The organism is Rhodoblastus acidophilus, assembly GCF_025961575.1.
Taxonomy (GTDB): domain Bacteria; phylum Pseudomonadota; class Alphaproteobacteria; order Rhizobiales; family Beijerinckiaceae; genus Rhodoblastus; species Rhodoblastus acidophilus_C.
The window spans coordinates 1-17,605 of record NZ_JAOQNX010000033.1 but is presented as its reverse complement, the minus strand read 5'-3'; the positions used below and the strand labels follow the sequence as shown (position 1 = coordinate 17,605).

Annotated in this window: 21 protein-coding genes, 1 tRNA gene, 1 pseudogene and 1 riboswitch; of the genes and pseudogenes, 19 read left to right on the top strand and 4 right to left on the bottom strand. The window is 64.7% G+C overall.

The genetic code is table 11. The features are described from left to right. The first annotated feature begins 6 nt into the window (after positions 1–6). From M2320_RS19345 to M2320_RS19320, 6 genes are all read left to right on the top strand, one after another. Complete coding sequence (locus tag M2320_RS19345; RefSeq protein ID WP_264598689.1) at positions 7–876, top strand: SDR family oxidoreductase; 870 nt, start codon at positions 7–9, stop codon at positions 874–876. A 359-nt stretch (positions 877–1,235) separates the two neighbouring features. Continuing rightward, a complete protein-coding gene (gene thrB, locus M2320_RS19340) occupies positions 1,236–2,201 on the top strand; it encodes a homoserine kinase (protein WP_264598688.1) in 966 nt (321 codons plus the stop codon). After that, positions 2,198–2,665, top strand: a complete 468-nt coding sequence (gene rnhA, locus M2320_RS19335) for a ribonuclease HI (RefSeq protein WP_184428687.1) — start codon at positions 2,198–2,200, stop codon at positions 2,663–2,665. The genes thrB and rnhA overlap by 4 nt, the downstream gene beginning before the upstream one ends. 60 nt (positions 2,666–2,725) lie before the next feature. Further along, the gene (locus M2320_RS19330) at positions 2,726–3,175 is read left to right on the top strand and encodes a hypothetical protein (RefSeq protein ID WP_264598687.1); all 450 of its coding nucleotides are present in this window, start codon (positions 2,726–2,728) and stop codon (positions 3,173–3,175) included. Between the two features lie 2 nt (positions 3,176–3,177). Then, the gene (gene ubiA, locus M2320_RS19325) at positions 3,178–4,107 is read left to right on the top strand and encodes a 4-hydroxybenzoate octaprenyltransferase (RefSeq protein WP_264598686.1); all 930 of its coding nucleotides are present in this window, start codon (positions 3,178–3,180) and stop codon (positions 4,105–4,107) included. A 178-nt stretch (positions 4,108–4,285) separates the two neighbouring features. Next, positions 4,286–4,525 carry a hypothetical protein gene (locus M2320_RS19320; protein ID WP_264598685.1) on the top strand — a complete coding sequence of 80 codons (240 nt, stop codon included), beginning with the start codon at positions 4,286–4,288 and terminating at the stop codon, positions 4,523–4,525. Between the two features lie 23 nt (positions 4,526–4,548). Here M2320_RS19320 and M2320_RS19315 read toward each other — a convergent pair whose 3' ends face one another. After that, positions 4,549–5,064, bottom strand: a complete 516-nt coding sequence (locus tag M2320_RS19315; RefSeq protein ID WP_184428691.1) for a DUF6101 family protein — start codon at positions 5,062–5,064, stop codon at positions 4,549–4,551. Between the two features lie 226 nt (positions 5,065–5,290). Between M2320_RS19315 and M2320_RS19310 the strand changes: the two genes are divergently transcribed. The 5 genes from M2320_RS19310 (at position 5,291) to M2320_RS19290 (ending at position 9,392) form a co-directional block, all read left to right on the top strand. Then, complete coding sequence (locus tag M2320_RS19310; RefSeq protein WP_264598684.1) at positions 5,291–6,103, top strand: 3'(2'),5'-bisphosphate nucleotidase CysQ; 813 nt, start codon at positions 5,291–5,293, stop codon at positions 6,101–6,103. Positions 6,104–6,127: 24 nt separating this feature from the next. Then, positions 6,128–6,364 (top strand): DUF4170 domain-containing protein, encoded by a 237-nt coding sequence (locus M2320_RS19305; RefSeq protein ID WP_184428693.1) that lies wholly within the window; start codon positions 6,128–6,130, stop codon positions 6,362–6,364. Positions 6,365–6,536: 172 nt separating this feature from the next. Beyond that, a complete protein-coding gene (locus M2320_RS19300; RefSeq protein WP_264598683.1) occupies positions 6,537–7,823 on the top strand; it encodes a 3-deoxy-D-manno-octulosonic acid transferase in 1,287 nt (428 codons plus the stop codon). A gap of 98 nt (positions 7,824–7,921) precedes the next feature. Next, positions 7,922–8,986 carry a tetraacyldisaccharide 4'-kinase gene (gene lpxK, locus M2320_RS19295; protein ID WP_184428695.1) on the top strand — a complete coding sequence of 355 codons (1,065 nt, stop codon included), beginning with the start codon at positions 7,922–7,924 and terminating at the stop codon, positions 8,984–8,986. Between the two features lie 94 nt (positions 8,987–9,080). Continuing rightward, positions 9,081–9,392: a TraR/DksA family transcriptional regulator gene (locus M2320_RS19290; protein WP_264598682.1), complete on the top strand. Its 312-nt coding sequence runs from the start codon at positions 9,081–9,083 to the stop codon at positions 9,390–9,392. A gap of 16 nt (positions 9,393–9,408) precedes the next feature. Here the strand turns inward: M2320_RS19290 and M2320_RS19285 are convergent, their stop codons facing one another. Both M2320_RS19285 and M2320_RS19280 read right to left on the bottom strand, forming a co-directional pair. Then, the gene (locus M2320_RS19285) at positions 9,409–9,795 is read right to left on the bottom strand and encodes a hypothetical protein (RefSeq protein WP_264598681.1); all 387 of its coding nucleotides are present in this window, start codon (positions 9,793–9,795) and stop codon (positions 9,409–9,411) included. Between the two features lie 80 nt (positions 9,796–9,875). Then, a complete protein-coding gene (locus M2320_RS19280) occupies positions 9,876–10,331 on the bottom strand; it encodes a DUF3775 domain-containing protein (RefSeq protein WP_264598680.1) in 456 nt (151 codons plus the stop codon). 164 nt (positions 10,332–10,495) lie between these two features. Then, positions 10,496–10,599: riboswitch (TPP riboswitch) on the top strand. A 36-nt stretch (positions 10,600–10,635) separates the two neighbouring features. Between M2320_RS19280 and thiC the strand changes: the two genes are divergently transcribed. From thiC to M2320_RS19265, 3 genes and pseudogenes are all read left to right on the top strand, one after another. Then, a complete protein-coding gene (thiC, locus tag M2320_RS19275) occupies positions 10,636–12,462 on the top strand; it encodes a phosphomethylpyrimidine synthase ThiC (RefSeq protein WP_264598679.1) in 1,827 nt (608 codons plus the stop codon). A 99-nt stretch (positions 12,463–12,561) separates the two neighbouring features. Then, positions 12,562–12,888: pseudogene (locus tag M2320_RS19270) on the top strand (GNAT family N-acetyltransferase); the annotation flags it as partial. 90 nt (positions 12,889–12,978) lie between these two features. Then, positions 12,979–13,401 carry an acyl-CoA thioesterase gene (locus tag M2320_RS19265; protein ID WP_264598718.1) on the top strand — a complete coding sequence of 141 codons (423 nt, stop codon included), beginning with the start codon at positions 12,979–12,981 and terminating at the stop codon, positions 13,399–13,401. Positions 13,402–13,408: 7 nt separating this feature from the next. On the opposite strand, the gene M2320_RS19260 is transcribed toward M2320_RS19265, so the two are convergent. Further along, positions 13,409–13,591: a hypothetical protein gene (locus M2320_RS19260; protein WP_184428701.1), complete on the bottom strand. Its 183-nt coding sequence runs from the start codon at positions 13,589–13,591 to the stop codon at positions 13,409–13,411. Between the two features lie 144 nt (positions 13,592–13,735). Here M2320_RS19260 and M2320_RS19255 point away from each other — a divergent pair. From M2320_RS19255 to M2320_RS19235, 5 genes are all read left to right on the top strand, one after another. Continuing rightward, a tRNA-Ile gene (locus M2320_RS19255) sits at positions 13,736–13,811 on the top strand. Positions 13,812–14,211: 400 nt separating this feature from the next. Beyond that, complete coding sequence (locus tag M2320_RS19250; protein WP_264598678.1) at positions 14,212–14,745, top strand: hypothetical protein; 534 nt, start codon at positions 14,212–14,214, stop codon at positions 14,743–14,745. Positions 14,746–14,750: 5 nt separating this feature from the next. After that, positions 14,751–15,053 carry a hypothetical protein gene (locus M2320_RS19245; RefSeq protein WP_264598677.1) on the top strand — a complete coding sequence of 101 codons (303 nt, stop codon included), beginning with the start codon at positions 14,751–14,753 and terminating at the stop codon, positions 15,051–15,053. A 14-nt stretch (positions 15,054–15,067) separates the two neighbouring features. Next, on the top strand, positions 15,068–15,367 hold the full coding sequence (locus M2320_RS19240; RefSeq protein WP_264598676.1) for a hypothetical protein: 300 nt from the start codon (positions 15,068–15,070) through the stop codon (positions 15,365–15,367). A gap of 61 nt (positions 15,368–15,428) precedes the next feature. After that, positions 15,429–17,423, top strand: a complete 1,995-nt coding sequence (locus M2320_RS19235; protein WP_264598675.1) for a hypothetical protein — start codon at positions 15,429–15,431, stop codon at positions 17,421–17,423. The last annotated feature ends 182 nt before the right edge of the window (positions 17,424–17,605 follow it).

The window sequence follows — 17,605 nt, the reverse complement described above, 5'->3', positions numbered from 1 at the left end:
TTGCGCATGACTTCGCTGGCGAACAAAACCCTTTTTATTACCGGCGCCTCGCGCGGCATCGGCCTCGCCATCGCGCTGCGCGCCGCGCGCGACGGCGCCAATGTCGCCATTGCGGCGAAAACCACGGAGCCTCATCCCAAACTGCCCGGCACGATTTTTACGGCTGCGGAAGAGATCGAGGCGGCGGGCGGCAAGGCGCTGCCGCTGTCGGTGGACGTGCGCGACGAAGCGCAAGTCGCCGCCGCCCTGGCGCAAACAGCGGAAAAATTTGGCGGCCTGGACATTGTCGTCAACAATGCGTCCGCCATTGCGCTGGGCGACAGCCAGACCATCGACATGAAGCGTTTTGACCTGATGCACCAGATCAACGCGCGCGGCTCCTACATGACGGCGAAACTCGCCGTTCCCTACCTCGCCAAGGCGGAAAATCCGCATATTCTGATGCTGTCGCCGCCGCTCGACATGAAGGAAAAATGGTTTGCGGCGCACACCGCCTATTCCATGGCCAAGTTCGGCATGAGCCTCGCGGTTCTGGGGCTTGCCGGCGAGCTGCGCGGAAAAGGGATCGCCGTCAACGCGCTGTGGCCGCGCACCACCATCGCCACCGCCGCCGTCAACAATCTTCTGGGCGGGGCGCAATTGATGCGCGCCTCGCGCAAGCCGGAGATCATGGGCGACGCGGCGCATGCGATTTTCGTTTCGCCCGCGCGCGAAACCACCGGTCAGTTCTTCATCGACGACGTGCTGCTGGCGAGCCGCGGCGTGACCGATTTCGATGTCTATCGCGCAGACCCGACCTCGCCGCTCGCGCCCGACTTTTTCGTGCCGGAGGACACGCCGGTCCCCGAAGGCGTGAGCCTCAAGCCTCTCGCATAGCGTTTCGCTCGCGGTCGCCGCACGTCCCCTCGCCCCGCTTCAGAGCGCACGGCTGTCCTGGGAAATTGTCGGTTCCACAGACACGAGAATATCCGCATTGCGATGCAACTTTATGTCGTCATGGCCGGGCGTCGTCCCGGCCATCCACGCGGCGCCGCAATGCGAACTGCCGGAGGTTTTCCCCGGCGGGCCGGCGTGGATGCCCGGGACGACGCCCGGGCATGACGTTCTTGGGTTGAAATCGCGCTGGGAAACCAACCAATTTCTGTACGGCGCTCGCAGCCGAAAAAGCCAGCCGTTTGACGCGCCGCGCTTGCGGATTTAACAGGGGGCCACACGCACAAAAAAGAGTCGGGGCCATGGCCGTTTACACCGATGTCACGGACGAGGCCCTTTACGCCTTTCTCTCAGATTACACGCTCGGGCCGGCCCTGTCGTTCAAGGGCATTGCCGAGGGCGTCGAAAACTCCAACTATCTCCTGCATTGCCAGGCCGGCTATTTCATCCTCACCCTCTACGAAAAGCGGGTGAACCCGGCGGACCTGCCGTTTTTCCTCGGCCTGATGGAGCATCTTTCCGCCCGCGGGCTCACCTGCCCCGTTCCCGTAAAACGCCGCGACGGCGGCGCGCTCGGTGAACTGGCCGGGCGGCCGGCGGCGCTGGTCACGTTTCTCGACGGCGTCTCGACCCGCAAACCCGACGCGAATCACTGCCTCGAAACCGGCCGGGCCCTGGCGCAGCTTCATCTCGACGGCGAAGGTTTTGAGCTTCACCGCGACAATGCGCTCAGCCTGCCCCACTGGCGCCCGCTGTTCGAAACCTCGCGCGAACAAGCCGATTCCGTCGCGCCCGGCCTGGCCTCGGAGATCGCCCGCGAACTCGACGCGCTGGAGGCGGACTGGCCGCGGGACCTGCCGAAAGGCGTCATCCACGCCGATCTGTTCCCGGACAATGTGTTCTTCATCGGCAAAAAGCTGTCGGGGCTGATCGACTTCTATTTCGCCTGCGACGATTCCTTCGCCTATGATCTGGCGATCTGTCTGAACGCCTGGTGTTTCGAGCCCGGCGGCGCCTTCAACGCCACCAAGGGCCGGGCGCTGCTGCAAGGCTATGAGAGCGTGCGCCGGCTGGACGCCGCGGAGCGCGCCGCTTTGCCGATTCTTTCGCGCGGCGCCGCGATGCGCTTCCTGCTGACACGGCTCTACGACTGGCTCAACGTGCCGCCCGGCGCGCTGGTCAAGCCCAAGAATCCCCTGGATTATCTCACCCGCCTGCGCTTCCACCAGTGGATCGTCTCGTCCTCCGAATACGGTCTGGCCTCGTGACCAAGCGCGTCGCGATCTGGACCGACGGCGCCTGTTCCGGCAATCCCGGACCCGGCGGCTGGGGCGCCATCCTCACCTTCAACGGGGCGGAAAAGGAATTTTCCGGCGGCGAGCCGCAGACCACCAACAACCGCATGGAGCTGCTCGCCGCCATATCGGCGCTCGAGGCGCTCACCCGCCCCTGCGCGGTCGATCTGCACACGGATTCGCAATATGTGCGCCAGGGCGTGACCGGCTGGGTGCACAATTGGAAGCGCAACGGCTGGCGCACCGCCGACAAGAAACCGGTGAAGAACGACGACCTGTGGAAGCGGCTCGACGAGGCCGCCAACCGCCACGAAGTCGACTGGCATTGGGTGAAGGGCCATGCCGGCGATCCCATGAACGAACGCGCCGACGCCCTGGCGCGGGCGGGCATGGCGCCCTTCCTTAAAAGACCCGCCCCGGAAAAGCCCAAATTTTAGGGTCCTTGCCTGCTTGCGCCCGCTTGAGCTAAGTGTATGCGGCGAAACAACGGATCACTGATGTCCAGGCTCGATTTCGCCGCTGTGCGGCTGTTTGCCCTCTCCCTCATCGCCCTCGCCGGGCTGGCGGCGCTCGCCCCGTCCGCGCAGGCGCAGAGCTGCAACGAGGACATCGCCGCCTTCGGCCAGAAGCGCAACGCCGCCATCCAGGCGCTCAACGCCATTTCCAAAGCGCATGGCGGCAAGCTCGATCCGGTCGCGGCCTGCCCCGCCCTGAAAAACCTGAGCGCGGTCGAGGCGCAGATGGGCGCCTATCTCGCCAAGAACAAGGAATGGTGCAACATACCCGACGACTTCTTGAACAATTTCAAGGAGGGTACCGGGCGCACCAGCGGCATGGCCAAACAGGCCTGCGATCTCGCCGCCAAGGTCAAACAGATGCAGCAAAACGGCGGCATGGGCGCCGCCGCCGCGCCGCCGCCCGTCAAACTGCCCGCGGGACCGCTGTAACCATGTCCGGGACTGCCCTTCTTCCCGATTCCAGCGCCCATGGCGTCTGGAGCCGGCTGCCCGCGTCCTGGCTGCCCTATGTGCAGCTCGCCCGGCTCGACCGTCCCGTGGGCTGGCAATTGCTGCTCGCCCCCTGCCTGTCCGCGACCTGCCTCGCCGCCATCGCCCATGCGGAAAAGCCGCATTTCGACCTGCTGATCCTGTTCACGCTCGGCTCCATCGCCATGCGCGGCGCGGGCTCGACCTTCAACGATTTCGTCGACCGCAACATCGACGCCAAGGTCGAGCGCACAAAACAGCGCCCGCTGGCCTCGGGCCAGGTCACGCCGCTCGCCGCCGCGATCTTCCTGCTGGCGCAATGCCTGGTCGGGCTTTACGTGCTGCTGTCGCTGAACGTGTTTTCGATCTTCGTCGGCTTCGCTTCGCTGATTCCGGTGGCGATCTACCCGTTCATGAAGCGGATCACCTCCTGGCCGCAGGCGGTTCTGGGGCTCGCCTTCTCCTGGGGCGCGCTGATCGGCTGGTCGGCGGTCACAGGCGAAATCGCCGCGCCGGCGCTCTGGCTCTATGGCTCGTGCATCCTGTGGACCATCGGCTATGACACGATCTATGCCGTCCAGGATCGCCGCGACGACATCGAGGCGGGAGTCAAATCCACCGCTTTGCTGTTCGGCGAGCACCTCGTCCCCGTGGTCGCCCTGATCTATTTCGGTTCGGTGGCCCTGGCGGAAGTGGCGCTGCTCAAGGCGGGCGCCGGACTTTTGGCGCATGTGGGGCTGGTCGCCTTCGCCGTGCATCTCGCCCGCCAGCTGCGCCGTCTCGTCGGCGCCGACGAGGCGGAAGCGCTCAAACTGTTCCGCTCCAACGGAACCGCCGGCTTCCTGCTGTTCGGCGGGCTGCTGGCGGAAAACCTGATGTTCTATTTCGTCTGAGAACAATGAATGAGCCCCTCACCCTGAGGAGCCTGCGTCAGCAGTGCTGAGCTTGTCGAAAGCATCGAAGGGCGAGGGCGGTCCACGGGCTTTTCAGGGCATCCTCCTGCTCCGCTGACGCCTCATTTTGAACACGGCCTTCAGCAATTCCTTCTTAGGCAAAAACGAAGGAATCGGCATGATCAGAATGACTTATCTCGCCGCTGCGGCGCTGGCGCTGTCGCTCGTCGCCTTTGAAGCCCACGCCGACAGCCGCGCCGTCGACGGCATTCTCGGCGCCGGCGCGGGCGCGCTGGTCGGCGGTCCCGTCGGCCTGGTGGCGGGGGGCGTCATCGGCTATTCGGCCGGCCCACACATTTCCTGCGCCATGCGCAGCGACTGCCGCCGCCATCGTCATCACCGCCACCGCCGCCACTGACGACGGGCGCCAAAAACCTTCTCTCACTCGTAACAGATGATCTCGCGTTCCTCGCGATGGACGGCCAGCGCGCCAGTGCGCACCGGCTTGCGGAACGCGGACATGCGCGAGCGCCGGCGCTTGAGCGGCCAGCCGCGCTTGCGCGGCTGCGCGGCGCCAAGCACCAGCGCGCCCAGGCGCCCGTCGAGCGCCACCCGGCAGTCGTCCGTCCCCTGGGCGAGGCGCGGCAGCCCAAAAAATTTGGCCCAGCCGCGCCATTCCGCGACCAGCGCCTCGGGATCGCGGTTTTCCGCGAGCGTCACGCGCAGGTCGGGGTCGGAATGGTCGAGTTCGACGCGATACCAGGTCTCCCGGGCGCCCTCGACGACCGACAGGGTGACGCCGCGAAAGGCGCGCACCGGCAAAGCGAGCTTCATGCGCACGCCGGCGAGGCTGCGGTCGATGCCGATCGTGTCGGCGCCCAGCGTGACCCGACGCTGCCCGCCATCGGCGCGCGGATCCGTGGTCACGATGCTGGCGAGGGGGGCGTGAAACGACATGGCGGGCTCCCAAATCTCTGGTCTGCCTCATCTTCGCGACGCCCCGCCTCCGCCGGCCTAAGAATTTGCCGCAAATTTTATGCAATCCCCACGGCCGCCCGGCGCGGCGAACAACACGCCAAGAGATTGCGAAAAATTGTCTGCATTGGCGCAGCAAAGCCGAAAACTCTTGCGCTCGCGCCAGGGCGCCTTTACATCGGCTCGACCTCAACGACGATTTTGCGACTTGCCCCAGACTTTCGATCCCGCCGCACTGGCGCCGAGCGTCGAAGCGATCCTCCGCGACGCCGGCCGCATCGCGCTCGACTATTTCCGTCCCGGCCGGACGGCGGCGGCGGAAGTGACGCAAAAAGCGTGCGGCAGCCCGGTCAGCGAAGCGGATCTGCGCATCGACGCCTTCTTGCGGGACAGCCTCCCGGCCTTGGCGCCCGGCTGCGGCTGGCTGTCCGAAGAGACTGTCGACAATCCGGAGCGGCTGGACCGCGACCCCGTCTTCATCGTCGATCCCATCGACGGCACGCGCGGCTTCGTCTCCGGCGATCCCTGTTTCGCCATCTGCATCGCCCTGGTCAGCCAGGGGCGCCCAGTCCTGGGCCTGGTTCACGCGCCCGCGCTCGACCAGTTTTTCCTGGCGGTTCGCGGCGGCGGCGCCACCTGCAACGGCGCGAAAATCTCGGTTTCGACACGCGAAACCGTTTCGGGCGCGCAACTGGCCGCGCCCGAAGGCCTGATCGCCGATCTCACGCGCTCCGGACTCTCCTTCACCGCAAGACCGCGGCTGCCCTCGCTCGCCATGCGCCTGCTGCGCGTCGCCGACGGCGACCTCGACGGCGCGCTGGCGCGGCATAACGCCTGCGACTGGGACATAGCGGCGGCCGACCTCATCCTGCATGAAGCGGGCGGCGTCCTCACCGATTTCGAGGGCCGCACGCCGATCTACAATCGCGCGGATACAAAACATCCGGCGCTGGCGGCGGGCCCTCCCGACCTCCAGCGTGAACTGATCGCCGCCGCGCGAAGAGGGAAACGTCCGGTCTGAACGTCTCGCAACGGAAGGAATGCCATGTCTCACGAAGTTGAACCCAAGCAGCTGCTGCATCTGGTCTTTGGCGGCGAACTCAAGGACCTGGCCACCACGGAGTTCAAGGATCTGAGCCAGATCGACCTCGTCGGCATGTTCCCGGATTTCGCCAGCGCCAAGGCCGCCTGGAAGGCCAAGGCGCAATCCACCGTGGACAATGCGCAGATGCGCTATTTCATCGTCCACCTGCATCGCGTGCTCGACCCCTCGGACGCGTGATCGACGCCCGCTTTTCGCCACAACTGGCGGATAGGAGCGACGGGCGCCGGGCGCCGGCCTGAGGCGCAAGCTTTACCGTCGCGCGCCCTTTGTCTAAAAATGGGCGCTTCGACACGATCAAACCCAGGCCGTTGCGGCGGCGCGACAACCGGCGGCAAGCCGGAGGGGAGCGATGAAAACGCAGATGTTTCTCCCCGTCTACCGCGTCGCCGCCCAATCGCTCGCGCCGTTCAGCGGCCTGTTCCTGCGCCGGCGGGCGCAGCGCGGCAAGGAAGACGTGTCGCGGCTCGGCGAACGGCGCGGCAAGCCCGGCCTCGAACGCCCGCAGGGACGTCTGGCCTGGCTGCACGGCGCCAGCGTCGGCGAGGGCCTCGCGCTGCTGCCGCTGGTCGATCGCCTGATCGACAAGGGCCTGCATGTGCTGGTGACCACGGGCACGGTCACCTCCGCGCGGATTCTGGCGCAGCGCCTGCCCTCCGGCGCCTTCCATCAATATGCGCCGCTCGACGCCCCCGGCTTCATCGCCACTTTTCTTGACCATTGGCGGCCCGACCTGTTCCTGCTGGCGGAATCCGAACTCTGGCCGAACATGATCTGCGCCGTCCATGCGCGCGGCATTCCCATCGCCTCGGTCAATGCGCGCCTGTCGCCGCGCTCGTTCAGCCGCTGGCAAATGGCGCCCGGCTTCATCGGCGCGCTGCTCGGCCGCATCGACATCTGCCTCGCCCAGAGCGACGACGACGCCGCCCGCCTGCTCCAGCTCGGCGCGCCGCGCGTCCACGCCGCCGGCAACCTCAAATATGACGTCGAGGCGCCGCCGGCCGACCCGAAGCGCCTGGAAGCGCTCGCCCAGGCGATCGGGCCGCGCCCGATCTGGGTCGCAGCCTCCACCCATGCGGGCGAAGAGGCCCTGGCGCTGCTGGCGCACAAGACGCTGGCGCGCCAATTCCCGCATCTGCTCACCGTGCTCGCGCCCCGCCATGTCGTTCGCGGCGACGAGATCACCGCTCTGGCGCGCGAGGCCGGCCTCGAGACCGCGCAACGCTCGCGCGGCGAGGTTCCAACCCGCACGACCGAGGTCTATGTCGCCGACACAATGGGCGAACTCGGGCTGTTCTACCGGCTGGCCAGCGTGATTTTCGTCGGCAAATCGCTGGCGGGACGCGGCGGCCAGAACCCGATCGAGCCGGCCAAACTCGGCTCCGCCATTCTCCACGGCCCGCATGTCGGCAATTTCGTCGATGTCTATGCGGCGCTGGACCAGGGCGGCGGCGCCTTCGTCGTCAATGACGCCGACGAACTGGCGCGCCGTCTCGCCTTCCTTTTCGGCAATCCCGCCCTGCTGCGCCAGGCCGCGGATTTTTCGCGCGCTTCGGTCGACGCGCTCGGCGGCGCCTCGGACCGGGTGATGCGCGCCATCGAGCCCTATATCGCCGCGATGATCGTCTCGGGACAGTAATCTCCCGGATGGCCGGGCCGCATTATTTTTTGTCCCCCGCATTCCCTTTGCCCTTCGCGCGGGTTTAAGTTGAAAAGCTTTGGCCAGATGGGGAAACGATGCGCGCGCCGGAGTTCTGGTGGTCCGTTGAGCCCGGTCCTTTTCAACGCCTCCTCCGGACGGCGCTGACGCCGTTCGCCGCGCTCTACGGCCGTCTGGCCGTGCGCCGCATGAACCAGGAGGGCGCGCGGGTCAACGCGCCGGTGATCTGTATCGGGAATTTCGTCGCCGGCGGCGCCGGAAAGACCCCAACCGCCTTGGCCGTCGCCAAATGGCTCAAGCGCAACGGCGAAACCCCGGCCTTCCTCACCCGCGGCTATGGCGGCGCGTTGTCGGCCGACGGCGGCGCGCATCTGGTCGACCGCCGCCGTCATGGCGCGGCGGAGACCGGCGACGAGCCGCTGCTGCTCGCCCGCGTCGCCTCGACCGTGGTGGCGCGCGACCGGCCGAGCGGCGCGCTGCTGGCGCTGGCGGGCGGGGCCAGCATGATCGTCATGGACGACGGCCTGCAAAATCCCAGCCTCGCCCGCGATTTTACGCTGGCCGTGGTCGATGGCGGCGTCGGCTTCGGCAATGGCCGGTTGATTCCCGCCGGTCCCTTGCGCGCGCCGCTCGACGTGCAACTGGCCCGCACCGACGCCGGCCTGATCATCGGCGAGGGCGAGCCGGGCCATGCCGCCGCAAAGATCCTGCGCCACGCCGGCAAGCCGGTGTTCCACGGCCGGCTCGCCCCCGACGCCCATGCGGCGCTGCGCGTGCTCGGGGCGCGGGTGGTCGCCTTCGCCGGGATCGGACGCCCGTCAAAATTCTTCGAATCGCTGGAAGCCTGCGGCGCGCGGATCGTCGCCCGCCACGCCCTGCCCGACCATCACCTCTACCGTCCCTCGGAGATCGCCGCCCTGCAAAGGCAGGCGGCGGCGATGGACGCGCTGCTGATGACCACCGAGAAGGACATGGTCAAGATCGCGCCGCTGCTGCCCGGGGTCTGGCAGGACCTGCCGCAACCCGAAGCGCTGCCGGTGGCGGTGGTGGTTGAGGAGGCCGACGCCCTGCGAACCCTGATGCTCGACGCTTTGGCGCGCGCGCGGCGCGGGCGCCTGGAAGACCGTCCGCCCTGCGCCTGAGGCCCTGACCAAAAGCGGACTTGCAAGCGGCTCGTTCAGTCCTAATCTATTGAGAAGGCGCAGCCCCGCGACCGAACACCAGGCGACAACGACAATGTTTGAAGACATCGCCAAAACGCTCGAACACAGGCTCGCGCAGCTGTCGGGCGAGGTCGCCGAGATCGACCAGGAAATGCGCAGCGCCCTGCCCGCCGACTGGGAGGAGCAGGCCACCCAGCTTGAGGGCCAGGACGCGCTGGAAGGCATCGAGAAGCAGAAGCTGAAGGAGATTCAGCAGATTCGCGCGGCCTTGCAGCGCATCGCCGATGGCCAGTACGGGATTTGCGCCAAATGCGGCGACGACATCGATCCCAAGCGGCTAACCGCCCTGCCCACGGCGATTTTCTGCGTGTCCTGCGTCAAGTGATTTTTGCGTCCGCCGCTCACCAGCGGCCGTAGCCCCATCCCGCGCCGTAATAAAAGCCCGTCCCCCAATAGGGGCCCGGTCCCCAATAGGGTCCCCAGGGTCCGGGGCCATAATAAGGACCATAATAGGCCATGCGGCGGCGCAATTCCTCCACGGCATAGCCCTTGTCGAGCATGCAGTCGGCGTAGAGCCGGTCGAAATCGTTCTGAACGTCGAGCTGTCCGTTCGCGGCTTCCTGATCGGTCACGGCGCGGGTCTTGGCCTTGCAGGCGGCGTCGTCTTTGGCGAATTTGGCGTCGCTGACCTTTTCGCTGGCGACCGCCGTCACGCGGTAAGGTTCGGTGGGGGCGGCGCAGGCGCCGAGCAGCGCGCACAAAGCGAGGGCGGACAGAATTTTGTTCATCGTCAGGCCGAATCTCCAGCCTGATATGTCGCACGGCAGCCCTTTCAAAACTATCGCCGGCGCGCAACAGCCCAAAAAATTCAGGCCTCACGATCCTCGTCGGGCGTGAAATCGCTGTGGGAATAGCCGAAAGCCTCGAGCGCCTCTTCGAGATATTCCGGCAACAAGGGTTCGCCGAGCAGATAGCTCGCGGTCGGGCTCTCGCGGCGCGCGCGGGCCTGCGCCAGCGCATTCGCCCATTCCTCGCGCTCAAAATCGCCGCGCCCGATCCACAGCAGGGCGACCAGGGCGGCCGCCTCCTCCTCGTCGAGGGCGTCGATATATTGCTTGAGCTCGGCGCGGATGGGACCGTAGGCGCTGTCGGTCAGAATCGCCTGTCCGCCATCGTCGGCGGCGTTTGAGGCGTCGGGAGACAGGCCCTCGTCCTCCGAAAGCAGTTCGCGCGCCTTGACGATGACAAAGCCAACCTTTTCCGGGTTGATTTCGTTCAGTCCGCGGGGACCGTCCTCGATGGTGCGCATGTTGTCTCTCGCCATTCCGCCCCACATCCATCCTGCCGCTTTCCGCAGAAAAACGCATTGACCGGCCGCAACGTTCCGCAAGGCCCAAGAAGCGCCGACAGAAGCGCCGACCGGTCTGAGGCGTTGTTCGGCTCGGCGCTCAAGCTTGCACCCCCGGGACAAGGCTGCTAGCGTAATCGGTTCAAGCCAAGGGGTGCTGCGAGAAAAATTTTCTCGCGGCTGAGATCATACCCGTTGACCTGACCTGGATAATGCCAGCGCAGGGAAGGCACACGACGCCTGTTCCCGTGCACGGCTCAAAAACGCATGGGAGCCCGCGATGAACGTCCATCCTCCAAAAATCCGGCAGCCGGAAAGCGTCACCACCGGCCCCCTGCCCGGCTCCCGAAAAGTCTATCTCACCCCCGGCTGCGCCGACATGCGCGTGCCCGTGCGCGAAATCCTGCTCGATCCCGCCTCCGGCGAGCCGCCGCTGCGGGTCTATGACCCCTCCGGCCCCTATACGGAATCGCAGCCGCCGATCGACCTCGCCGCCGGCCTGCCGCAGGTGCGCGAAGCCTGGCTGGTCAAGCGCGACGGGCTCGAAACTTATGAGGGCCGCGCGGTCAAGGCCGAGGACAATGGCAATGTGACCGACGAGGCGCTCGCCGAGCCCTGCCCCGCCCGGCGCATCCTGCGTCGCGGACGCGAGGGCGCGCTGGTCACCCAGCTGGAGTTCGCCCGCGCTGGCGTCATCACCGAAGAAATGGTCTATGTCGCGCATCGCGAAAATCTGGGGCGCGAAGCCGCGCTGGCCGGCGCCGCCGAGCGCCGCGCCGACGGCGAATCGTTTGGCGCGCAAATCCCCGATTTCGTCACGCCGGAATTCGTCCGCGCGGAAGTGGCCGCCGGCCGCGCCATCATTCCCGCCAACATCAACCACACCGAACTCGAGCCGATGATCATCGGCCGCAATTTTCTGGTGAAGATCAATTCCAATATCGGCAACAGCGCCGTCACCTCCTCGGTCGCCGAGGAAGTGGAGAAAATGGTGTGGTCGATCCGCTGGGGCGCCGACACGGTCATGGACCTCTCCACCGGCCGCAACATCCACAACATCCGCGACTGGATTCTGCGCAACGCCCCCGTGCCGATCGGCACCGTGCCGATCTACCAGGCGCTGGAAAAAGTCGGCGGCGACGCGCTGAAACTCGATTGGGAGGTGTTCAAGGACACCCTTATTGAGCAAGCCGAACAGGGCGTGGATTATTTCACCATTCACGCCGGCGTGCGCCTCGCCTATGTGCCGCTGACCGCAACCCGCACCACTGGCATCGTGTCGCGCGGCGGCTCGATCATGGCGCGCTGGTGCCTGTCGAAACACAAGGAGAGTTTTCTTTACGAGAAATTCGACGAGATTTGCGACATCATGCGCAAATATGACGTCTCGTTCTCGCTGGGCGACGGCCTGCGCCCCGGCTCCATCGCCGACGCCAATGACGCCGCACAATTCGCGGAGCTGGAAACGCTGGGCGAACTGACAAAGATCGCCTGGGACAAGGGTTGTCAGGTGATGATCGAAGGCCCCGGCCATGTGCCGATGCACAAGATCAAGGAGAATATGGACAAGCAGTTGCGCGAATGCGGCGAGGCCCCGTTCTACACTTTGGGACCGCTGACCACCGACATCGCGCCCGGCTACGACCACATCACCTCGGCGATCGGGGCGGCGATGATCGGCTGGTTCGGCACCGCCATGCTGTGTTACGTCACGCCCAAGGAGCATCTTGGCCTGCCCGACCGCGACGACGTGAAAACCGGTGTGGTCACCTATCGCATCGCCGCCCACGCCGCCGATCTGGCCAAGGGCCATCCCGGCGCCCGCCTGCGCGACGACGCCATGAGCCGCGCCCGTTTCGACTTCCGCTGGCAGGACCAGTTCCACATCGGCCTCGACCCGGACACAGCAAAACAGTTCCACGACGAGACCCTGCCGAAGGAAGCGCACAAGGTCGCGCATTTCTGCTCGATGTGCGGCCCAAAATTCTGCTCGATGAAGATCACGCAGGATTTGCGGCAGGAGGCGGCGTTGCTGGCTGACCAGGGCATGGCGCAAAAAAGCGCGGAATTCTTGCAGAAGGGCGGCAAGCTCTATCTGGAGACCTGAGCCCGCGTGGACGTGGAGATCAGGCGCCTCGCGGCCGAGGATTATGACGCCGCGAGCGCCTTCGTCTGGCGTGAATTTTTGCAGGAGACGTCGGCGCGGATGACGCAAGCCGGCGTCTCCGTGTTCCGGGACTATGTGCAACCGGACGCGCTTCGCGCGCGCGACGCGGCGGGCGCTGAAACGCTCGTCGCAGTGGAGGGCGACGACATCATCGGCCTGCTCCATGTCAGGCAAAGCCATATTTCATTGTTCTTTGTCGCGGCCGCCTGCCGGTGGCGCGGCGTCGGCCGGCGGCTTTTTGAGACGCTCGACGGCGCTCATCGCTTGCGTAGCGTCCACTCCAGCATCGAGGCGGTCGAGGTCTACGAAAAACTCGGGTTTCGCCGCGCCGGCCCGGAGCAGGTCCGCGACGGCCTGCGCTTCATTCCGATGGAGCGATCAAGCGGCGCGCAAAATGGTCGCATGGACACGCCCTCGCCTTCCCGCTCTGCTAAATGCATCCAGCGGAGGAGAGCAATGGATTCGGCTTTGCAGGAACAGCCTCGCGGCGACCTGACCATAAAAATCATCGCCATGCCGGCGGACACCAATGCGAACGGCGACATTTTCGGCGGCTGGGTGCTGTCGCAAATGGACGCGGCCGGCGGCATTGCGGGCGTGGATCGCGCCGGCGGCCGCGTGGTGACGATCAAGGTGGACACGATGACCTTCATCCGGCCGATTCGGGTGGGCGACGTGCTCAACGTCTTCACGGAAGTGGAATCGGTGGGCCGCACGTCGATGAAGATTCACATCGAGGCCTGGGTGAACCGTTTCATCACCAACAAGCTGGAAAAGGTGACCGACGCCACCTTCACCTTTGTCGCCATCGACGACCAGGGGCGCCCGCGCCCGATCCCCAGGGAAGAAGGCGCGCGGGCGGAAACGCTGTCGACGTGAAGGCCGGTCAGCGGCAGATGCGAACGCCGGCGCGCCAATAGCAACGGACCGGGCGGCGCACGACGACGGCGCCGCGAGGACCGACGCAACCGGCGCGATAGACGCCGCGCGCGCAGACCGCGGCCTCGGCCGAGGCGATGTCGCCGGCGATCACACCCAGACCGAGCAAGAGCGCGTAAACAAATTTCATGGTTGGACCTCCGTTGGAATCGCGAGCGGAGGTTAGCCCAACTTCACTGCGGCGTCATGACCTGCGTCGCCTGACGCGGGAGATCACGCAAGAGCTGCCGATTGCCAAGACGACGAAAAACGTTTTAAAACCCGATCCTGCGTGGGGCCGGTAGCTCAATGGTTAGAGCCGGCCGCTCATAACGGTCTGGTTGCAGGTTCGAGTCCTGCCCGGCCCACCAGCAAAATCAAAGAGTTAAGGCGATTTTTTTACGACGCAAGTAGCCGGCGCAATTATTGGCGCAACGATTAGGTTCCTGCGCGCAACGCCACCCCAAGCTCAAATCGCCCAAAGAAGCCCATTGGGCGGCGGCAGAGGCCGCGCTGATCTATCTGCCTACGGTTTCCAGCGCCGCCTGAAAGACTCTTGAAGCGCGCGACCAACCTGCCACCCACTCGGTGACAAGAGTAGGAGCACCCCGCCCGTTTGCCACGCTGCAAGCGAATCAGAAATACTTGGCCGTCATTCACGCCGGCAATTCCAAAATTTCTGTCAATCACCATGTTAATTGGAGATGAAAATCATCCCTATGATCCCCAAATCGCGAGAGCAGCTTTACAACGCTTCTTGTTAGACCGGTAATGCGTTACATCTACGAGCCAACGTCGCGTCAATACATGCCAATAAACGCCATAGATGCCTTTTTGATTGACACACGGGGTCAAGGTGGGTATAAGGATCATGCTCGATACTTGCGTCTTGGGGAGCTACCTCTCCCGAGCTTTGGTCGAGTGTCGCCCGCCGGCATCATGCCCGGCGACCATGCGGCAAACATCCGAATGACACTGACGAGCAACCAGCGCCGAGGCAGCCCTCGGCGCCTTTCTGTATTGGAACACGCACAAATGTCTGCTCGATCCGCCCCGCCAGCGGGGCGCTACAAAATTCTGGAACCGGATTTTCTGCCTTTCACGGCGCATCTCAAGGCTAACGGGATTTCTCTCCGAACGGGCCAGCGACTTGTGAAAGCCGGCAAGCTCAAGGTGACGAAAATCGGCCGGCTTTCTTACATCCAACGCGCAGATTGGCAGAAGTTCAGACGTTCGCTGAACGCGACACTCGTCACCGACCCGGTGGACGACGCCCTCGCCACCCTCTCCAGCCTTAAGGTCTAACACCCGTGTCCTTCGACAAAACCAAAACCCTGTTCGGCCATAAGGCCGTGTTCACCGGCCCCGGTCACCGTGATCCGGTTTGCTCGCAGTTCAACTGGCCCGGCCGCGTCCAGTCGCTCGTCCTGCCGCCCCGCCCCAGCCGTGACGCGCTGCTGAAGCTGATGCGCAACAACATTTGCGACCAGCGCGACATTCCGCCCGCCATCGCCGACGACCTGCGCGCCAATGGGGCTGAACTCGCTGAGGGTCATGGGCGCATCGGCCTCGTCTCCAAGGTCACGCATGAAGGAGATTGGATCAAGGATTAGCTGAGAGGAACGCAATGACCGTCGAGAAAATGCCGCTGCCCGAGCAATGCCATGTGGTTGTCGTGCAAGACGGCGAGCCGCCCCGGCATCTGTGGGGGCGGCTCGCGCAAAATTTCAAGACCGCCGCCAGCTACCGCACCTTCGGGATGCGATGGTTATGGGACAGCGCGGTCTTGGATCGGGATTTCGGTCCCGACTTCCTCGGAAACGTCGAGGCGGCGGGCGTCAAGATCGAGCGGGTTGGTGCCGGCCTGATCGACGTGCGCCCGCGACCGAGGATCACCGCCACCGGCTACGCGGACTCCGCTGCGTAGCTAAAAGAAAAGGGCCGTCCACGAGGTTCAGTCGTGGCAGCCCCGTTTGGGAACACCTTAGATGAGCAACTTTACTTCAACTTACCCGTCCGAGCAACGCGAAATCACGTTCCTCTGCTACGACGTGCACGAAGACGGCGAAAACAACCCACCTGTGCCGGTGAAATTTTTCTGCAACATCTCGACCGAGGGAAATCCCCCGCTTAAAGCTGCCTTCGACCTCATCGACAAGAATCTCGCCGTCACCTGCATTTTTCCATCTGGCGCGCACAGCGACCCTGTCCGCGACTGGGAAATCGTCGAAGATTACTGGTCGCTCGACTACGACGGACAGCCAAAAAATTCGCACGCCATTGGCCTCGACCTGCTGGAGAACGACCTTTTCGGCATCAAAGTCACCGGCGGCGACTGGCGCGAGAGGCTCGAAACCCTGTCCTGCTCCTACCCGTTGGGAAAGTCGGTCAAGGTCATCGAGAACGAGAAGGGCGCGGTCGCGCTCTTCCGGGCCGGCGATACCGTCGTTGAAGACCAGCAGGGTGGTTTCGGCCTGTTGCACGACCCACAAGTCGAAGTCCTTGGCGCGTTCGCGGTTCTGGAAATTCCCCTCGACGCCGTGGCCTCCTTCCCTTCGCGCAACGACATCGACCGCAGCCCTGTTCCGCCGGCCAAACTGTTCGATCTGATGGCTATGAGGGTCACCCGCAAGGAGGCGAAGACCCGGCAGCGTGAACAGGAGAGCGCGCCGGCCTCTCAGGTCGCCGTCATTGGTGACGCGGACGAGTCGTCTTCCAACGAACTGCCTGCTCACCTGACCCGCCCCGCCGGCCTGCTGAGCGAGATGATGGATTGGATCACCGCCTCCGCGCTGATACCGAACCGCGTTCTGGCGTTTGGAGCCGCGATCACGACGCTCGGCACGATCATCGGCCGCCGCGTGGCTGGCCCGACGCGCGCCGGCACTCATCTTTATATCGCCATGCTCGCCCCATCGGCGTCGGGAAAGGATCACCCGATGCGATGCGCAGCCAAAATGCTGCGCGCCGCCAGTTCGACCACGCAACTCGTTGGCCCCGGCGAGTTTGCCAGCCAGACGGCTCTCACGATGCACATGGAAAATCGTCCGCTTAGCCTGTGCTGCTTGGACGAGTTCGGTGCGTTTCTCTCGCGCATCTGTTCGCAGAAGGCGAGCCCTTGGGAACGCGCCCTCACCAAGACCTTCCGAGAATGTTGGGGTGCAAGTTTCGAGACGGTCGAACCGATGGCGTTCGCAGGAAAGTCTTCCGCGCCGATCCAGTGGCCGGCGATTTCGGTTCTGGGCGCATCGGTGCATTGCGAATTCTACGGCGCGCTCGGCAGCAAGGACGCGACGAATGGTTTTCTGAATCGTTTCCTGTTGCTCTCGTCCACAAGCCCGATTGCCTTCGGCGATCCGGATGGCGACAGCCGCGAGGTTCCGCAACCGATCATCGACCGCCTGCGCGAGCTTTACGACCATTGTGACGGGGCCGGAGCGCCTCACGGAATAGCCCTTGCGGACCCGTCTTTGCTCGACCAAAGCGGAAAGATTCTGATTGCATGGGAAAGCGACGCTGTGCGCGCGGAGTTCCGCGACCTTCAACGGCTAGCCATCGAAAAGGGCGCGCGTGCCGACACCGCCGAACTCTATGGGCGAACTGCGGAAATCGCCGTTCGCCTAGCCACGATCCATGCGGTCAGCCGAGTGGGTTTGCGCGCCAAGCTGACCGGTGAGGATTTGGCTTGGGGCCGCGAACTGGCCTTTTGGTCGGCTGACACGATGGCGCGCGAGGCGTCGTTGCGGATTGCCGATACGGCTGCTCAAGCAACAGCGAAACACGTTCTCCGGACGATCCACGAGAACCGCAAGCGGATCACGCACCGCGATCTGAACCGGAAGCTCCAGCACCGCTACAAGAACGCGGAACTGAAGGACGCGCTCGCGTCCCTCAGGGAGAGCGGCTCGATTGAGGCGGTCACCGTGATTCCGGCAAGGGGAGGAACGGCAACGACCTACTACAGCGTTTTGCGCCAACCGTAGCGGCCCGGTCGTCATCGCTCGTCATGCGGTTGTCGGGGTATTCCTTGACAACCGCGAACGAGTGAAACCATTGAAAAATATAGCATTATACTAACGGCCCTCATGTCTGACCCACATGCGCCCAGTCGCGCATTCCGATTGAGGTGATGACGTCTGGCAGATCGGTGAGCTTGTTCCAGGCG